Annotated in this window: 15 protein-coding genes; 7 read left to right on the forward strand and 8 right to left on the reverse strand. The window is 66.0% G+C overall.

Annotated elements, in window-relative coordinates:
• The first annotated feature begins 10 nt into the window (after positions 1–10).
• Both fusA and BLR29_RS21115 read left to right on the forward strand, forming a co-directional pair.
• A complete protein-coding gene (gene fusA, locus BLR29_RS21105) occupies positions 11–2,119 on the forward strand; it encodes an elongation factor G (protein WP_092139224.1) in 2,109 nt (702 codons plus the stop codon).
• A 244-nt stretch (positions 2,120–2,363) separates the two neighbouring features.
• Positions 2,364–2,615, forward strand: coding sequence for a GlsB/YeaQ/YmgE family stress response membrane protein (locus BLR29_RS21115; protein WP_092139228.1), 252 nt, complete (start codon positions 2,364–2,366; stop codon positions 2,613–2,615).
• A gap of 39 nt (positions 2,616–2,654) precedes the next feature.
• Here BLR29_RS21115 and BLR29_RS21120 read toward each other — a convergent pair whose 3' ends face one another.
• The 4 genes from BLR29_RS21120 to BLR29_RS21135 all read right to left on the reverse strand — a co-directional run bounded on the left by BLR29_RS21120 (position 2,655) and on the right by BLR29_RS21135 (position 9,139).
• Positions 2,655–5,681, reverse strand: a complete 3,027-nt coding sequence (locus BLR29_RS21120) for a transglycosylase domain-containing protein (RefSeq protein ID WP_092139230.1) — start codon at positions 5,679–5,681, stop codon at positions 2,655–2,657.
• 272 nt (positions 5,682–5,953) lie between these two features.
• Positions 5,954–6,979, reverse strand: a complete 1,026-nt coding sequence (locus BLR29_RS21125) for an aldo/keto reductase (RefSeq protein ID WP_092139232.1) — start codon at positions 6,977–6,979, stop codon at positions 5,954–5,956.
• A gap of 299 nt (positions 6,980–7,278) precedes the next feature.
• Positions 7,279–8,604, reverse strand: a complete 1,326-nt coding sequence (gene argG, locus BLR29_RS21130) for an argininosuccinate synthase (protein WP_092139234.1) — start codon at positions 8,602–8,604, stop codon at positions 7,279–7,281.
• A gap of 157 nt (positions 8,605–8,761) precedes the next feature.
• Entirely contained in the window at positions 8,762–9,139 is a 378-nt protein-coding gene (locus BLR29_RS21135) for a helix-turn-helix domain-containing protein (protein WP_092139236.1), read from the reverse strand.
• A gap of 349 nt (positions 9,140–9,488) precedes the next feature.
• Here BLR29_RS21135 and BLR29_RS21140 point away from each other — a divergent pair, with 349 nt between their 5' ends.
• The 3 genes from BLR29_RS21140 (at position 9,489) to BLR29_RS21150 (ending at position 10,992) form a co-directional block, all read left to right on the forward strand.
• Positions 9,489–9,911: a VOC family protein gene (locus BLR29_RS21140; protein WP_092139238.1), complete on the forward strand. Its 423-nt coding sequence runs from the start codon at positions 9,489–9,491 to the stop codon at positions 9,909–9,911.
• A 177-nt stretch (positions 9,912–10,088) separates the two neighbouring features.
• Positions 10,089–10,292 (forward strand): SlyX family protein, encoded by a 204-nt coding sequence (locus BLR29_RS21145; protein WP_092139240.1) that lies wholly within the window; start codon positions 10,089–10,091, stop codon positions 10,290–10,292.
• A gap of 157 nt (positions 10,293–10,449) precedes the next feature.
• The gene (locus BLR29_RS21150) at positions 10,450–10,992 is read left to right on the forward strand and encodes a DUF1439 domain-containing protein (RefSeq protein ID WP_369804681.1); all 543 of its coding nucleotides are present in this window, start codon (positions 10,450–10,452) and stop codon (positions 10,990–10,992) included.
• On the opposite strand, the gene BLR29_RS21155 is transcribed toward BLR29_RS21150, so the two are convergent.
• From BLR29_RS21155 to BLR29_RS21165, 3 genes are all read right to left on the reverse strand, one after another.
• Complete coding sequence (locus BLR29_RS21155; protein WP_092139244.1) at positions 10,979–11,905, reverse strand: DMT family transporter; 927 nt, start codon at positions 11,903–11,905, stop codon at positions 10,979–10,981. The two genes, BLR29_RS21150 and BLR29_RS21155, sit on opposite strands and share 14 nt — an antisense overlap.
• Before the next feature lie 357 nt (positions 11,906–12,262).
• Positions 12,263–13,087 carry an NAD-dependent protein deacetylase gene (locus BLR29_RS21160; RefSeq protein ID WP_092139246.1) on the reverse strand — a complete coding sequence of 275 codons (825 nt, stop codon included), beginning with the start codon at positions 13,085–13,087 and terminating at the stop codon, positions 12,263–12,265.
• Between the two features lie 13 nt (positions 13,088–13,100).
• The gene (locus BLR29_RS21165) at positions 13,101–13,295 is read right to left on the reverse strand and encodes an oxidoreductase-like domain-containing protein (protein ID WP_255371347.1); all 195 of its coding nucleotides are present in this window, start codon (positions 13,293–13,295) and stop codon (positions 13,101–13,103) included.
• Positions 13,296–13,611: 316 nt separating this feature from the next.
• On the opposite strand from BLR29_RS21165, the gene BLR29_RS21170 reads away from it, so the two are divergent.
• On the forward strand, positions 13,612–15,930 hold the full coding sequence (locus BLR29_RS21170; RefSeq protein WP_369804684.1) for a patatin-like phospholipase family protein: 2,319 nt from the start codon (positions 13,612–13,614) through the stop codon (positions 15,928–15,930).
• A 241-nt stretch (positions 15,931–16,171) separates the two neighbouring features.
• Positions 16,172–17,020, forward strand: coding sequence for an IclR family transcriptional regulator domain-containing protein (locus tag BLR29_RS21175; protein WP_092139248.1), 849 nt, complete (start codon positions 16,172–16,174; stop codon positions 17,018–17,020).
• A gap of 115 nt (positions 17,021–17,135) precedes the next feature.
• Here BLR29_RS21175 and BLR29_RS21180 read toward each other — a convergent pair whose 3' ends face one another.
• Positions 17,136–17,930 carry a flagellar brake protein gene (locus tag BLR29_RS21180; protein WP_092139250.1) on the reverse strand — a complete coding sequence of 265 codons (795 nt, stop codon included), beginning with the start codon at positions 17,928–17,930 and terminating at the stop codon, positions 17,136–17,138.

The raw sequence follows: 17,930 nt of genomic DNA on the forward strand, positions 1-17,930 counted from the left end.
GAGAAACACCGTGCCCCGCAAGACCCCCATCGAACGCTATCGCAACATCGGCATCAGCGCGCACATCGACGCCGGCAAGACGACGACGACGGAGCGCATTCTGTTCTACACCGGCGTCAACCATAAGCTGGGCGAGGTTCATGACGGGGCCGCCACCATGGACTGGATGGAGCAGGAGCAGGAACGCGGCATTACCATCACGTCGGCCGCCACCACGGCGTTCTGGAAAGGCATGGCCGGCAACTATCCCGAACACCGCATCAACATCATCGACACGCCGGGCCACGTCGACTTCACCATCGAGGTGGAGCGTTCGATGCGTGTGCTCGACGGCGCCTGCATGGTCTATGACGCCGTGGGCGGCGTGCAGCCGCAGTCGGAAACCGTCTGGCGCCAGGCCAACAAGTACAAGGTGCCGCGCATTGCGTTCGTCAACAAGATGGACCGCGTGGGCGCGGACTTCTTCCGCGTGCAGACGCAGATCGCGGACCGCTTGAAAGGCAATGCCGTGCTGATCCAGATTCCCGTCGGCGCCGAGGATCATTTCCAGGGCGTGGTGGACCTGGTCAAGATGCGCGCCATCGTCTGGGACGATGAAAGCCAGGGCGTGCGCTTCGAGTACACCGACATCCCCACCGCACTGCGGGCCACCGCCGAGGAATGGCGCGAGAAGATGGTCGAGGCGGCCGCGGAAGCGAGCGAAGACCTGCTCGAACGCTACCTGAGCGGCGAGCCGCTGACCGAGGAAGAGATCAAGACCGGCCTGCGCAAGCGCACCATCGCCGGCGAGATCGTGCCGATGCTGTGCGGCAGCGCGTTCAAGAACAAGGGCGTGCAGGCCATGCTGGACGCCGTGATCGACTACCTGCCGTCGCCGGCCGATGTGCCCGCCATCCTCGGCCACACCGAGGACGACAAGGAAGCCGAGCGCCACCCGAACGACGACGAGCCGTTCTCCGCACTAGCCTTCAAGATCATGACCGACCCGTTTGTCGGCCAGTTGATCTTCTTCCGCGTGTATTCGGGCGTGGTCAACTCCGGCGACACCGTCTACAACCCGGTCAAGTCCAAGCGCGAGCGGCTGGGCCGGATCCTGCAGATGCACGCCAACGTGCGCAACGAAATCAAGGAAGTGCGGGCGGGCGACATCGCCGCCGCGGTGGGTCTGAAGGAAGCCACCACCGGCGACACGCTGTGTGATCCGGACAAGGTCATCATCCTGGAGCGCATGAGCTTCCCCGAGCCCGTGATCTCGCAGGCCGTGGAGCCCAGGACCAAGGCCGACCAGGAAAAGATGGGCATCGCGCTGAACCGGCTGGCGCAGGAAGACCCGTCGTTCCGCGTGGCCACCGACGAGGAATCGGGCCAGACCATCATCTCCGGCATGGGCGAGCTTCACCTGGAAATCCTGGTGGACCGCATGAGGCGCGAGTTTGGCGTGGAGGCGTCCGTCGGCAAGCCGCAGGTGGCCTACCGCGAGACGATCAAGGCAGTGGCCAAGGACGTCGAAGGCAAGTTCATCAAGCAGTCCGGCGGACGCGGCCAGTACGGCCACGTGGTGCTGAACGTGGAGCCGATGCCGCAGGGCGGCGGCTACGAGTTCGTGGATGCGATCAAGGGTGGCGTGGTGCCGCGCGAGTTCATCCCGGCGGTCGACAAGGGCATCAAGGAGACGCTGGAATCCGGCGTGCTGGCCGGCTACCCGGTGGTCGACGTCAAGGCCACGCTGGTGTTCGGCTCGTACCACGACGTGGACTCGAACGAGAATGCGTTCCGCATGGCCGGATCGATGGCCTTCAAGGAAGGCATGCGTCGCGCCAAACCCGTGCTGCTGGAACCGATGATGTCCGTGGAGGTGGAGACACCCGAGGAGTTCACCGGCAACGTGATGGGCGACCTGTCGTCGCGGCGCGGCATGGTGCACGGCATGGAGGACATCGCGGGCGGTGGCGGCAAGATCGTGCGCGCCGAGGTGCCGCTGGCCACCATGTTCGGCTACTCCACGTCGCTACGCTCCCTGACGCAGGGCCGTGCCACGTTCACGATGGAGTTCAAGCACTACGCGGAGGCCCCCGCGAACGTGGCGGAGGCCGTGATCAGTTCGCGCAAGGCGAACTGATTGCCAGCCACCTGAATGTCGGCCGGCGCTTCCCACCGGATGCCGGCCTGACGATCACCCCGGGCAAGGCGCGTGCCGAACCCGGGGCCGCCGCATGCCTTGCCCCGATGGCGGGCGGCGCGGGCCTGCGTGTCCTGCCACACTCCGATACCCGCAAACCCCCTGTTGCCAGGACGGCGATTCGTGGCATGATGGGTTCCGCGGCGGTCAAGCGCCGCCCGATCCACACCAACGGGAGCGCACCATGATGGCATTCCTCGGTACCGTGTTAGTTGGCCTCGTCGTGGGACTTATCGCCCGCGCCATCAAGCCCGGCGATGACAAGATGGGCTGGATCATGACAATCGTCCTTGGCGTTCTCGGCTCGATCGCCGCCAGCTACGTCGGCCGCGCGATGGGGCTGTACCAGCCCGGGCAAGCCGCCGGCTGGATCGCGTCCGTCATCGGCGCCATCGTGCTCCTGGTGATCTACGACATGGTGCGCCGCAAGTCCTGATGATCGGGGCGCATTGATACCCGCCCGCGCTGCCGCGGATCAATTGCGGCAGCGTAGCAACGGCGCGTCGCCACCCGGCGCGGCCATGGCCGTGACCTGCGGCGCCAGCGATCGCAGCACGCGCACCGCCAGCGCGCTCGTGAACACGTAGCGCGCGGCATACGGTTCACGCACGTGAATCGTCACGGTGCCGAAGTAGCGGTCGCCAAGCAGGAAGACAAACGTCGCCGACCGATTCACCGACCTCGACGAAATCACGCGTCCGCCCGGGCCGTAGGTCTGGAAGCGCTGGTCGCCCGTGCCGGTCTTGCCTGCGATCAGCAACGGCGTGCCCGGCCCCTGCCCTTTCTTGTATGTCGGCACGAATGCGCCGCGAATCGATTTCGCGGTGCCGTTTTCCACCACGTCCAGCATCGACCGCCGGACCAGCGCGGCGATTTCCGGCGCAATGAGCGCCTTGCCCGGCCCCGGCTGCAAGCCGTACGTCGTGGCGTAGGGCGTATCCGCAGCGAACGCCATCGTGCGCACCGTGGCCGGCTGGGCGTCCACGCCGTTGCCCAGGATGATGCCGGCCAGTTCGGCCAGTGCCGCGGGACGATCACCCGAAGCGCCGATGGCCGTCGCATACGACGGCGTCAGGGAATCGAACGGATACCCCAGCCGTTGCCAGCGGTGGGCAATCTTGTCGAACGCTTCGCGCTCCAGCAGCGTGCGGATGCGCCCGTCCTGCCCGAGCTTGCTGCGCGTCTTGAAGAGCCACCCGTAGACGTACTGGCGGTCGGGCGCGCTGGCCTTGAGCAGGTCATTGAGCGAGGCGTCCGGATGATCGCCAAGGTACTCGACCATCCACAACTCCAGCGGATGGATGCGCGACAGGTAGCCCCGGTCGTTGAGGTTGAACTTGTCGTGGCCGTATTTTGCGTAGAGCTTGCGCAGGTCCTCGTCGGACGGCTGCTTCTGCTTGGGCAGCCGCGCGCGCAGAATGCTGGCGAACGTGTCGTAGTCCGTGTTCGGGCGGGCGCTCAGCAGGGTCACCGAAAGCCGCACCGCCGCCAGGTGCGGCGTCGGCAGCTTGACACGGTCCAGCAGGATCCTGAGCCGCTCGTCCGAGCTCTTGCCGCGATACCGCTGGTAGAACGCCGTCATGAACGCGCTGCCTTCCTGGTCGGCGAATCGTTCCAGATACTCGCGCCGGCCGGGCGCGTAGCGGTCCTCCAGCAGGGTGCTGGCTTCCGGGTGCGCCTGGGAGACTTCATAGCGCACGATGTCGCGCATCATGCGGACGAAGACCAGGTTCACCGAGTGCTGGAAGCCCACGCGCACCGTCATCTGCCGCTCGCCTTCCCACTTCTCGAAGTTGGTGAAACTCTGCATGCCGCCACCGGTGTAAAACGCCTCGCCCGCGTTGCCGGAGTATTTGCGCTCCATGGCCGCATCCAGCATCGCGCCCCGCTCCCGCTCCGCCGGCGTCTTCGCCTTGATCAGGTAGTCGACGGCCCAGCGCGTCAGCACATCCTGGCGTGGCACCTGCAGCGCGGTGAGGTCGGCGCGATCCATGCCGGCGTATCGATCGTGCAGCTCGTTGATGATTTCCAGGTACGTGACGAGCGTGCGCAGCTTGGCGGTCGATCCCAGGTTCAGCCGTGCCCCGCTGTTGATGTCGAAGGGCTGGTCGACGTTGTCGGCCTGCACGCGCACCAGGCTGGTGTTGCCCACGCGCTCGAACAACGTGAAGCTGGCAACCAGGCGCGACGGATCGTCGCCCTCGCGGAGCAGGTTCTTGCCATACAGGCCCATTTCGTGGGCATCGGTCTTGTTGCGGATGCGCAGCAGCGTGTCCGTGACCATGCGCTGGGCTTCGCGGTTGATGCTGCTGTCCACGGTCAGGTCCAGGCGGTCCAGGTCATAGCGGCTGTCGGTGCCCGTCAGGTGGGCGATATCGTTGCGCACCTGGTTGACCGCCTTGCGCGTGACCCACGGCGCCTGCTCCGGGCGCTCCGGCGCCGCGGCCTTGTCCAGCGGCTGTTCCAGCGCGGCGTCGCGCAGTTCCGGCGTGATCGCGTTGGCCGCGGCCAGCAGGCGCAGATAGCTGCCGGTCAGCGCGTCGAGGTTGGTGTCGTCGCGACGCAGGTGATACGACGGCCGGCGTTGCGAAATGATCAGCGACAGGGCGCGCTTGAACGCCTGCGCCTCGCGCGGCGTGGGATGGCGCGGGTCCAGGTGGCGCATCAGCGCATTGACCTCGCTGAAGTCCTCGCCGTACCAGACCCACAGGCCGTCGCCGATGCCGTTGATCTCGCCATAGCCCACGCGCGCCGACAGCGGCACGGTGTTCAGGTAGTCGACCACGATGTTCTCGCGCGCACGTTGCGTATCGGGGCCCGCCATGTACGCGCGCAGTGAAGCCGAGGTCATCTGCCGGAATTTCTCCGGGATCGACTGTGTCTTGCCTTGCGGGGAATGCCGGAATTTCTCGATCTGCGTGGCCAGCGTGCTGCCCCCGGGCGACTCGTGGTGCTTGTCGGCCAGCCGCACCGCCTGGTCGAGCACGGCGCGCGACAGCCGGCGCCAGTCCACCGCCGGATTCATCATCGGATACTCGGGGTTCAGCAGGTTCTGGTTCTCGACATACAGCAATGCCGACACCAGCACCTTGGGAATTGCCTCGAAGTTGTCATACTGGCGCTGCGGATAGCGCTCGAACGCGAGCGTCAGCGCATTGCAGTCCCGCACGAGCAGGCCGGCCTGGTTTTTCTCGCGATAGGGCGGGAAGATGCCCTCGTCCATCAGCTGGACCATCTCGGGCGACATGCGGGCCTGGGCCAGCGTGACGAAGCCGCGCTTCTGCAGCCGCTCGCCAAACTCGGGCAGGCGCTCGTAGCCGAGGCGTTCGTCGTAGGGGCCGGAATGGGGATAGCGAATGCTGTCGCTGGGGCCCGGCTGGATTTCGAACGTCAATGTCTTGCCCAGGCGGCTCATATAACGAGCCTGCCACTGCGACGTGCGTACCTCGTTCGACACGAGGCTCACGACAATGTAGGCGCCGCCACATACGGCGACCGCCATGCCAGCGAGTATCCAGCCACGACGAGACACGTTTCGGCATCCAGTTGCGCCGATGCCCGCCGTTTCGGCAGGCATCACCAGCTCCAGCCCCAGGCTAGGTGACCATCATCCGATGGCCACTACCTGTATTTAATATTACTAGTATCGGTGCCGGTTTGGCGCGCGCAAGTGCCCTGACGCACGGAAACAAACCGCTACCCGTGCGCGTTGCGCAACAGGCAGCTTCCGCGTCACACGTCGGCACACGTCCATGTATGCGGATCGTGTACTTCTTACGCTTCCGCCACGGGACGGCCGGCAAACGGATAATTGGGATCGTTGTAGCCGTGCGTGGAGGCATGCCCGCGCGGCACCATCGCATCCACCATCGCTTCTTCCTCCGGCGAGACCGCAACGCCGACTGCACCAAAATAGTCCTCGAACTGCGCCAGCGTGCGTGGACCGGCAATCACCGAACTGATGATCGGATTGGCCAGCACCCATGCCGTGGCGAACTGCCCCGGCGTCAGGCCACGCGCTTCGGCATGGGCCTTCAGTTGCTGGGCGATGACGAGCGACTCGTCGCGGAACTCCGTCTCCATCATGCGGCGGTCGGCACGGCCGGCGCGCGAGCCGGCTTCCGGCTGCTGGCCAGGCAGGTACTTGCCGGTCAGCACGCCGCGGGCGATGGGGCTGTAGGGCACCACGCCCAGGCCAAAGTGCTCGCATGCGGGCAGGATTTCCACTTCCGGCATGCGATTCAGCAGGTTGTAATACGGCTGGCAGGCCACCGGACGCGGCACGCCCAGGCGATCGCACAGGCTGGCGATCTCGGCGATACGCCAGCCGCGGAAATTGGAGACCGCCCAGTAGCGGATCTTGCCAGCGCGGATCAGGTCGCCCATCGCACGTACCGGTTCCTCCAGGTTGGCGCCGGTGAAATCACGGTGCAGGTAGAGGATGTCCACAAAGTCGGTGGCCAGCCGGCGCAGGCTGTCTTCCACCTCACGCAGGATCCAGGTACGCGAATAGTGCGACTGGTTCGGACCGCTGCCCATCGGATTGCCAAGCTTGGTGGCCAGCACCCAGTCGTGGCGATGGCCCGTCAGCAGGCGGCCAACCATCTGCTCGGAGCCGCCCTTGCTGTAGACGTCGGCGGTGTCGATGAAGTTGACGCCGTGATCCCGGGCGCTGGCGACGATGCGGGTGGCTTCGGCCTCGTCGGTCTGGTCGGCGAACATCATGGTGCCGAGGCACAGTGCCGACACGTTCAGGTTGCTGGCGCCGAGGCGGCGGTACTGCATGGAGAAATCTGGCATGGCGAAATTCCCGGATGATCGATGCCGAAGGCAAAAGAAAGGAATTGGCGGTCCCGATGACCGCCATCGCGCATTGTGCCGTGTCGGCGCGCGCCTTGCATGACACACCACGGGCTGGAAAGCCTGCGATTCCGCTGGCTGGAATCCCGGCAGCACGGGGAGCCGATCCCCCTGGAAGCCCGTCGGCGCGCGTGCGCGCAGGCTGATGGCGACGCCATCGGCAGACGGCCACCAATAGAAAAAGCCGGCACGATCGCTCGTGCCGGCTTTTCTCTTTTCTGTTTGACGCGTGCCGCCGCTTAGTCTTCCAGCTTCGGCAGGGCGGCGCTGGTCTTGCTCGACAGCAGGCCGCTCTTGGCATACGTCTGCAGCTTCTCGCGGGTGTCCACGATGTCCAGCGTGCGCATCGTCAGCTGGCCGATCCGGTCCAGCGGCGTGAACATCGACTCGCCCTTTTCCATCGTCAGGCGTTCCGGCTTGTACGTCAGGTTCGGCGACGTGGTGTTCAGGATCGAGTAGTCGTTGCCACGACGCAGTTCGATCGTCACCTCGCCCGTCACGGCGCCAGCCACCCAGCGCTGGGCGGTTTCGCGCAGCATGATGGCCTGCGGATCGAACCAGCGGCCCTGGTACAGCAGGCGGCCCAGGCGGCGGCCGTTGTCGCGGTACTGTTCGATGGTGTCTTCGTTATGGATGCCGGTGATCAGGCGCTCGTAGGCGATGAACAGCAGCGCCAGGCCCGGGGCTTCGTAGATGCCGCGGCTCTTGGCCTCGATGATCCGGTTCTCGATCTGGTCGCTCATGCCCAGGCCATGACGGCCGCCGATGACATTGGCTTCCATGAACAGGTCCACGCTGTTGGCGAACGTCTTGCCATTCAGCGCCACGGGCTGGCCTTCCTCGAAGCGCACAGTCACTTCCTCGCGCTTCACTTCCACGTCATCGCGCCAGAACTGCACGCCCATGATCGGCTGGACGATGCGGATGCCGGAGTCCAGTTGCTCCAGATCCTTGGCCTCGTGCGTGGCGCCCAGCATGTTGGAGTCCGTCGAGTAAGCCTTCTCCGCCGACATCTTGTAGTCATGGCCGCTCTGGCGCATGAACTCGGACATCTCGGCACGGCCGCCCAGTTCGTCGATGAACTGCTGGTCCAGCCACGGCTTGTAGATCTGCAGACCCGGGTTGGTCAGCAGGCCGTAGCGGTAGAAGCGCTCGATGTCGTTGCCCTTGAACGTGCTGCCATCGCCCCAGATGTTGACGCCGTCGTCCTTCATCGCGGCCACCAGCATCGTGCCGGTCACGGCGCGGCCGATCGGGGTCGTGTTGAAGTAGGTCACTCCGGCGGTCGAGATATGGAACGCGCCGCATTGCAGGGCGGCGATGCCTTCGGCCACCAGTTGGGTGCGGCAGTCCACCAGGCGTGCCGCCTCGGCACCATAGGCCTTGGCGCGGCGCGGAATGTCTTCGTAGTCCGGCTCGTCCGGCTGGCCCAGGTTGGCCGTATAGGCGTAGGGGATGGCGCCCTTCTGGCGCATCCAGAGGAGCGCGGCGCTGGTGTCGAGTCCGCCCGAGAAGGCGATTCCGACGCGCTGGCCGGAAGGAATGTGCTGCAGGATGGTAGTCATCGCCAGAAATCTAGGTGAATTTGTCGGCTCTTGGGGCGCCCCGCGGGGGAAGGACAACGCGGCCAGCCGTATTTGGCGCCCGAACTCGTAACCGTGAATTGTGACACGCCCGGGCGCCCGCGCCAAACAGGCCGGCCAGACCGGCCCCGGACGAGGCTCAGTCGGCGCGTTCGACGAGGAGATCCAGCGGAACCTCCAGCGCCACGGCTAGCCGGTGCAACACGTCCACGCTGCCATCGCGCTTGCGGTTCTCGATCTGGCTCAGATAAGGCGTGCTGAGGCCGGCTGCCTGCGCGAGAGCATCCTGGGTCAGGCGCCGATACTCGCGCCACGCCTTCACCGGGTGGTCGCCGGCCAGTTCCGCATCGAGTACGGCCGCCGGAATGCGGACGCCGTCGTCGGCAGCCTTGGCACGGTCATACAGCGCCACGTCATCCATGTCCTCGAACAAGTGCTTCACCTTGTCCCAGATCTCGATCGGCACCACGGCAAACGTCCGTTGCCCATCGCGTTCTATGAATTGGATCTCGGTCATTGATATGCACTCCCGCGCGGTTTGATGGCCATGCGCAAATCCGGCGCGTCATATTAGCTATTAGCTAATATCATCGCAAATAAATTTAGCAACGCAACGTTGCCGATTCATGCGAAGTGTTGGACGAACACCAGGGAAGGGGGCGGACTTGAGGTGATCGGTCACCCCGGCACGAGCGGGCTATCCTAGCCATGCATCGCCCCCAAAAACTTGTCCGTCTGTTACGGCCTGAAAGTAATTCGATGTGGACGATGTCCAGTTCGTTTGCTAGGCTTTTGTGGACGGCGTACACAAACCGCTGTCCAATGCGGCGCCGGAATCCCGGCCAGCCGCTAACCAGGAGATATCGATGGCAACGCAAGTGCAGTCTTATCTGTTTTTTGACGGCCGCAGCGAGGAAGCGGCCGAGTTCTACAAGTCCGCTCTGGGTGCCAAAGTGGAAACATTGATGCGATTTCGTGACGCCCCCGAAACAGGGCCGGGCTGCGGGCCTGGCGCCGGCAACGAGGACAAGGTCATGCACATGGAGATCCGGATCGGCGATACGGTCGTCATGGGCTCCGACGGGGAATGCAAGGGACAGGCAACGTTCCAGGGCTTCGGCCTGTCGCTGACCGTGCCGGACGTGGCTGCGTGCGACAAGGCGCTCAATGCGCTGGCCAACGGCGGCAAGGTGGTCATGCCGGCGGCGAAGACGTTCTTCAGCGAACGCTTCGGCATGGTGGCGGACAAGTTCGGCGTGACGTGGATGGTGCTGGTCGCCCCGAAATAACGCGTGCAAGGCAACGCACGCAACGTGTCCGTGTGACACCTGGGATATCGCCCGCTTAGCACCCAAAGCGCGCCCAAATCGCACTCAACATCGCGCCCGGAACCCTTGCGGGCGGCATCCTCGCGACAAGTCCGGTCAGGCCGTGCCGTAAAATGCGCGGCCAACCGGAGAATCACCATGGAATCCCGCCTGACCGACCTCGAGATCAAGGTTGCCTTCCAGGAAGACCTGATCGAGACCTTGAACCTTGCGGTCGCGCGCCAGCAGCAACAGATCGACCTGCTGCAGGCGCAGTTCAGGGCGCTTTACCAGCAGGTGCGCGCGAGCGCCCCGACCGGCGCCGAGACCGATCCGCGGCAGGAAATCCCGCCGCACTACTGATCAGGCCACAAGCCCGCGCCCATGCGGCGGGCACATCACTCTCGTCCGACCTCCGGAACGATCCCCTCGCGTGCCCGGTCACACTTGCCAAGTGCCGACTCGCCCTGAGCCTATGCCCCGACACCTGTTTTCCAAACTTTTCCGAACGCGTCGCCTGATGCTGGCGACGGCCGCCGTCGCGGCCATCGGCACCGCTGCCCTCGCCCATGCCGGCTACAACGTCTGGACCGGCGAGTACACCTTCACGAAAGCGGAACTGCAGAGCGCGGTGGACAAGCGCTTCCCGACCACGCTGCGCTATGGCGAACTGGTCAGCGTAAAACTGACCCACCCGCGCCTGGTCCTGGACGAGGCCGGCAACCGCGTCATCACGCAGATGGACGCGGCCCTCACCAACACCGTGCTGCCGTCGCCGCCGATCAATGGCACGCTGGCCCTGAACAGCGGCATTCGCTATGACGCCACGCGCCGCGCCGTGCTGCTCGACAATCCCACGGTGCAGCAGGTGCAGGTCCAGGGAATGAGCCAGTACAGCGAGCAGCTCAACGCCATTGGCGCGGTCGTGGCGCAGCAGTTGCTCAAGGACTATCCGCTCTACACCTTCAAGCCGGACGAGCTGCGCTTCAACGGCAAGGATGTCGAGCCGGGCGCCATCACCGTAGCGCCCGACGGTATCCGCGTGCAGGTCAACCTGCGCTAGCCGACTGCCGCTGGCGGTCCTTCTCCGCGCGGAAGACCAGCGCCAGCCCCCCGAGGACCCCTGCCATGCCCAGCAGCGACGACGGTGCCAGCCGGTTGCCCAGCACCAGGTAGTCCAGCATCGCCGTGCCCGGCGGCACCAGGTAGAACAGGCTGGTGACGTTGACGAGATTGCCGGCCCGGATCAGGCGGTAGAACAGCAGCGTGGCCACCACCGAAATCACCAGCCCCATCCACAGCAGCGGGATCAGGAAGCCGAGCGTGCGCTCGAAGGTGAACGGCTGGAACGGCAGGCACAGGAGGCACATCCCCAGCGCCACCGTGTATTGCAACGGCAGGATCTCCACCGGCGCCTGCCGGATGCGCTTCTGCAGGATCGCGCCAACGGTCATGGATGCCAGCGCGGCGAGCGCGCAAAGCAAACCCGCCGCCGACAGCTTCGCGGCCAGCAGGCTGTTGGCGACGATCATCGCCAGCCCGCCGAGCGCAAGGCCCAGCCCCGCCAGGCGGCCCACCGAGACGCGCCGCTCCATCCACAACAGCGTAAGGATCGGCTGCACGCCGAGCACGGTGGCCAGCACGCCCGGCGTCATGCCGTGATCCAGCGCCAGCAGATAGCAGATCGAATAGCCGCCAATCATCAGCAGGCCCGTCATGGCCACGCGACACCGCGTGCCGCGCGCCGGCAACAGACGCCGGCGCACCAGCCCGATGGCCACCAGCACGGCCAGCGCGATCACGAAACGCAAGGTCAGGAAGGCGAACGGGGAGGCGTGCGCGAGCCCCCATCGGCTGAAGATCGCGCCGCCGCTCCACAGCAGCACGAACAGTGTGGTGGCGCCATGCGCCGCGAGGGTGTGCATACGCCCGTCCACGGCGGCTTCTTCCGCCGTGGCGTTCTTGTCGAAAGTCATGAGTTGTCACCTGTCGAAAACCACGCAGGCTCCGGCGCGCACGGCGGGATATCGCCCGGTGCGGGGTTCGGTCAGAACGGCCGGAGAAACAAGACGGCTGGAATCAGCCGCGTGGCGGCGCGCATGGCGGGGGGTGTGCCCCCGCCACGACCGCCGGTGTGATCACCGGAGGCGGCGCGACAGATGTGATGCCGCGCAGGCCGCGCGCGCGCATCGGCATGCCGGCGAACGCGGCAGCAACAATGGCAGGTGCGGAAGAAGCGGGCATGATCGAAGGGATAGAGGGTCGAGGCCGGCGGCGGTGTCGAAGCACGCCGGCAACCGGTTGGACGATGCTAGCCGCGGCCGGCCAGCCGGTCAACCGGCATGCAGTCCCAGCGCCTCGGACAGCCCCGCCAGCGTGGGGCCGATCGGCTCGGCCACCTTGAGCGACAGCAACGGATCGGCGCGCGTCGTGCCCAGGTTGAGCGCTGCGACCGGCAGGCCGCGCTCCCTGGCCCACAGGCAGAATCGATAGCCGGAGAAGACCGTCAGGGATGAGCCGATCACCAGCAATGCGTCCGACAGTTCGAGCGCCTGCCGCCCGGCCTCCACGCGATCGCGCGGCACCGATTCGCCGAAGAACACCACGTCGGGCTTGAGCAAACCCTCGCAGCGCTCGCAAACGGGCACCTCGAAGTTGTCAAACAACGGCGATTCCAGGTGGGCGTCGCCATCGGCCGCCGGCAGGGCCGATACATCACGGAACTCGGGATTGTGTTGCCACAGCCAGCGCTGCAGGTCGGACCGTTCGTAGCGCGTGTGGCAGGACAGGCAGATGACCTTGCCGATGCTGCCGTGCAGTTCGATGACGCCACGGCTGCCGGCACGCTGGTGCAGCCCGTCCACGTTCTGCGTGACCAGCGCCGACACCCGGCCGGCTTCGCCAAGCCGGGCCACCACGCGGTGACTGATATTCGGCTGGGCCCCAGCCGCCACGGGCCAGCCGACCATGCTGCGCGCCCAATAGCGCTGTCGCGCGGCATGGCCGCTCAGGAAACCACGGATGGTCATGGGTGCCGCGCGCTGCCACTGGCCGTGCTCGTCGCGGTAGCCGGGAATGCCGGAGTCCGTGCTGACGCCCGCTCCGGTCAGTACGAACAGGCGGGGATGGCGGCGGACGAAATCGAGAAGATCGCTCACTGGCCGGCGGAGATTACGACGACGGCGAGGTGGCTTCCGCGCGGGCCGCCTGGCGGGCCTCCCACGCTTTCAGCTCCTGCCGATAGCGGTCCATCTCGTCGTTGTAATAGTCGAAGATGCACGGGTCGCATCCGCTCTGGCAGCACTCATTGTCACCGGGCCGCTCGGGCGGCAGCGGGCGTGGATCATCGGTCACGGGGGAAGACACGGCAAAGCCTGAAAGAAATGTTACGGCGCCAGTATATGCCGCCCCGGCGATTCCGGCCGGCCGCCGCCAAGGGCGCTGCAGTCCGGTCCTCCGATCTGAATGCTTCTGCGCGCCATGATGAATTGTTTCGAATGTTGGATGCCGCCCGCACTGGTCTGGAGATGGGCTGCTAGCCTTGTGGCACGATGGCCGCCTGCCGGCCGACAGCGGACGTCTCTCTGCCATGACTGTTGCGTCGCGCCTCACCTCCGTTTTGCCACTCCTCGCGTGGGCGATTGCCGCGCCGTGGCAGGCGCTGGCGGCGACGCCCGCCCCCATGGCCCCGCCCGCGCCGCCGGCTGACAACATTGCGCCCGCGCCCAATCCTCCGGCCGCGGCGCCCCCCATCCTCGTACCGGCCGGGCCGCCGGCGCCAACGCCCGGATCAGCCGGATCAGCCGACTCGGCCGACACGAGGGGCTCGACCGCCCCGCCCGTACCGGTTGCCACCGCCGCTGCCGCGCCTCCCCTTGGCCGCCCCAGGATCTGCCTGGTGCTGTCGGGCGGCGGCGCACGCGGCGCCGCGCATATCGGCGTGCTCAAGGTCCTGGAGGAACTGCGCGTGCCGGTCGACTGCATCGCCGGCACCAGCATGGGTTCCCTGGTGGGGGGCGCCTATGCCAGCGGGATGAGCACGGCCGACATGGAAAAGCTCGTCGGCACCCTGACCACGGCGGAGATTTTCAAGGAACGCCCGCCGCGCCAGGACCTGGCCATCCGCCGCAAGATCGACGACCAGACCAACCTGTTCACGCCGGAGATCGGCGTGCGCAAGGACGGCCTGCTGCTGCCCAAGGGCGCGGTGTCTGGTGTGCAGCTGGAAACGGTCCTGCGCCGGCTGGCCAACGCGCCCGGCTACCGGGATTTCGACGCGTTGCCGATCCCCTATCGCGCCGTCGCCACGGACCTGGTTTCCGGCACCGCCGTGGTCTTCAGCCAGGGCGAGCTGGCCAACGTGATGCGCGCCAGCATGTCGGTGCCGGGCGCGGTGGCACCCACCGAATACCAGGGCAAGCTGCTGGTGGATGGCGGCCTGACGGACAACCTGCCCGTCGACGTGGCCCGTGAGATGGGCGCCGACGTCATCATCGCCGTCAACCTGGGCACCCCGCTGATGAAGCGCGAGAACCTGACGTCCCTGATCGGCGTAACCAGCCAGATGCTGAATATTCTGACCGAGCAGAACGTCCGCACATCGCTGGCATCGCTGCGGCCCGCGGACATCCTGATCCTGCCGGAGCTGGGCGACTTCTCCGCCGGCGACTTCGACAACCTGGTCAAGACCATTCCGATCGGCGAAGCCGCCGCCCGCCGCGAACAAGGCCGCCTGGCCGCGCTGTCCCTGCCGCCGGCCGACTACGCCCGCCTGCGCAACGCCCAGCAGTCGCTGCCGCCGCCCGACCTTCGCCCCGCGGACGAAATCCGTTTTGCGCCGATGCAGCGCGTGAACCCGGACTTTGCCGCCGCGACGATGGAAACCAAGCCGCATACGCCCATCAGCCAGGAAACGCTGGACCGCGACATGCGCCGGCTGTTCGGCACCGGCGATTTCGAGCATGTGAACTATCGCTTCCTCGAAGAACCCGGCAAGCGCATTCTGTCCGTCGATGCCATCGAAAAATCATATGGGCCGGGCTATCTGCGCTTCGGGTTGGGGCTGAGTTCGGACTTTCGCGGTGACGCCTACTTCAACGTGCTGGCCAGCTACCGCCGTACGTGGCTCAACTCGCTCGGCGCCGAGTGGCGCACGGATGTGCAGGTCGGGCAGACGTCGGGCCTGATCAGCGAGTTCTACCAGCCGCTCGACACACACCAGTATTTCTTCATCGCGCCGCGCGTGGAATTGCAGCGCCGGCCCGTGAACATCTTCAATGGCAACACCCGCTTCGCCCAGTACGACCTGCGCCGCATCGACGTGGCACTGGACGTCGGCAGCCAGGTCACCAAGTACGGCGAGGCGCGCGTGGGCGTCCTGTTCGGGCACCAGAACGCGTCGCTTTCCACCGGGCCGGCAACCCTGGCCCCTCCGGCCGAAGGCGTCGACCGGCGTGCCATCGAGGGCCGGATACTGGTCGACCAGCTCGACAGCATCAATTTCCCGCGTTCCGGCTATGGGGCGACGTTGAATATCTACGCGTCGCAGGCCGGCATGGGGGCCACCGATACCTATACCAAGGGCGACATCACTGCGACGTTCGCCTATTCGATCGGCAATAACACCCTGGCCCTGGGTATCAAGGCCGGCAGCAACCTGGGTGGCCCAGGGTTGCCGCGCTATGACCTGTTCCAGTGGGGCGGCTTCCTGCAGCAGTCCGGCTACAGCACCGGGCAGCTGATTGGCGGCAACCTGGAGTTCGCGCGGCTTGTCTATTACAACAAGCTGGTCCGGCAGACCTTCCTGGAAGGCGTCTACGCCGGCTTCTCGGTGGAAGCCGGACACATGGGCGCTCCGCTGGTGCCGGGCAGCCCCACGGGCTTACTGAAATCCGCCTCCGCATTCCTGGGCCTGGACAGTCCGATCGGCCCGCTCTACCTGGCGTATGGCAGGGCGTCAGGCGGCAGCTATGCCTTCTATCTGTTCCTCGGCAAACCCTGATCGCGCAGGGCGCGCGTAGCGCAAAGTGCGTTACGCCCAACCCCCACCGAAGTTGTATGTAATGTCTATGTGCGCCTGCCTATACTGGGTTTCGTCGTTAAGACCCCCGTCTTGACTGACACACCCCTTCCCCGTCGCCGCCCCAATCGGCGACATTTTTTTGCCCGAATGCCGGCAGGCAGGCGTGCGGGGCGTTAAGATGCGCGATTATCGAACAGCCCGCATCCGCTCTTCCTGCCCAATGGACGCCCCCAGCCCCCTCAGTATCAAGCCGGCGCAAGCCGATACCGTCCGCGCCGCCCGGCCGCCCTCGGACATCCTGAGCAGCTTTGCAGGCGACCCCAATTTCATGCTGTCGCTGGCGCGGGGGTTGACGGTGCTCGAGGCATTCTCCGAACGGAAACGCCCGCTGACGATCTCGCAGGTCGCGCAACGCACGCAGCTGTCGCGTGCTTCGGTACGGCGCTGCCTCTATACGCTGGAGCAACTGGGTTACGTCAGCCAGCAGGACGGACACTTTGCGCTGCGCCCACGCGTGCTGCACCTGGGCCATGCCTACTTTTCGTCGACATCGCTGGTCTCGCTGGCCCAGCCGATCCTGGATAACCTGAGCACGCGCATTCACGAGACCTCGGCGCTGGCGATCCTGGATGGCACGGACATCCTCTACCTGGTGCGGTCCGAGGTGCAGCGGGTGCTGACCCACTCGCTCGGCATGGGTAGCCGACTGCCGGCCTATTGCACCTCAACCGGCCGCCTGCTGCTGGCCCACCAGCCCGCCGCAGTGCTCGAAGCGTTTTTCGAGCACGCCGAACTGCGTCCACGCACGCTGCAGACCAAGATCTCCCGCCCGGAACTGGAAGGCGCCTTCCAGCGCGCGCGCGAACTGGACTATGTGCTGATCGACGAAGAACTGGAGCCCGGCCTGAGGGCGATTGCCGTGCCGGTGCGGTCGCTGTCCGGCGTGGTGCTGGCGGCCATCAGCGTCAGCGTGAAGGCCAACAAGGTGTCGGAGGGGGAAATGGTTGCGCGCCTGCTCGCGCCGATGCGCGAGGCGGCCGCCGCGATCGGGAAACTGATCGGGGCCTGATCGTGGTCTGATCCACGCCCCGGGCGATCGGGGGGATCGGGGGGATCGGCGCGCCTGCGGGATCGCCGCAATGCCGCCCCCGCAATGCCGCCCCAGTAACTCCGCAGTTCCGGGATCAGCCCCGGTGCGCCAGTTCCAGCTGGAACACCAGCCGTTGCAGGAAGTTCTCCATGCGGCCGTCGGGGTTCAGGAATGCGCAGCCGTAGTGGTGCACGGTGTTGTCGTCGAAGCCGACCATCCAGTGCCCCACCACCTGCATGTCGAGTTCCAGCCGGCCCAGTTCGCCGAAATCCAGCAAACATTTCCTGGCCACCGTGCCCACCGGGAGCCGGTCCGCGCCCACGGCGCGAGAACGCAGCCCCACGCCGGACAGCGACAAGTCTGCGATATCGAGTTGCAGCACGCTCTTGTCCGCGGAATCCGGCATGCGGATCTCGCAGCGATAGCCCTTGGTCAGCAGCGTGCGCGCGCGGAAATGGCGGCGGCGCTGGAAGTGATAGAGCTTGTCCGGGAAATCGGCGATGAAAGCCGGGCCCCCCTCGAATCGCGTGGCGCCGGGCGCACCGACCATGAAGTTGACCGGCACGCCGCGCAGCAGGCCCGAGAACGCATTCTGCTCGGAAGCCATCAGCGCCTGGCGCTCGCCGTCGACGCGGCACCAGTCGAAGATGAAGGTCTTGTTGGCCGGATCGACGTGCAGGATCGACGTGACGATTTCCGAGCCGCCCTTCGACCGCACGTTCAGCAGGCATTTCTGCCAGGCCATGTCGCGCAGCACCGTGCCGATCTGCGAGCTGTGGGTGAGCCGATAGCGTTCGTCCGACCGCGTGCCTTCCTGCTCGTCTTGCTCGCCCTCGACCTGGGGCTGGGTTTGGGCCTGCTGGGGCCCACGGGAATCGTGGAGACTCAT

It is taken from the genome of Cupriavidus sp. YR651, from assembly GCF_900101625.1.
Classification (GTDB): Bacteria; Pseudomonadota; Gammaproteobacteria; order Burkholderiales; family Burkholderiaceae; genus Cupriavidus.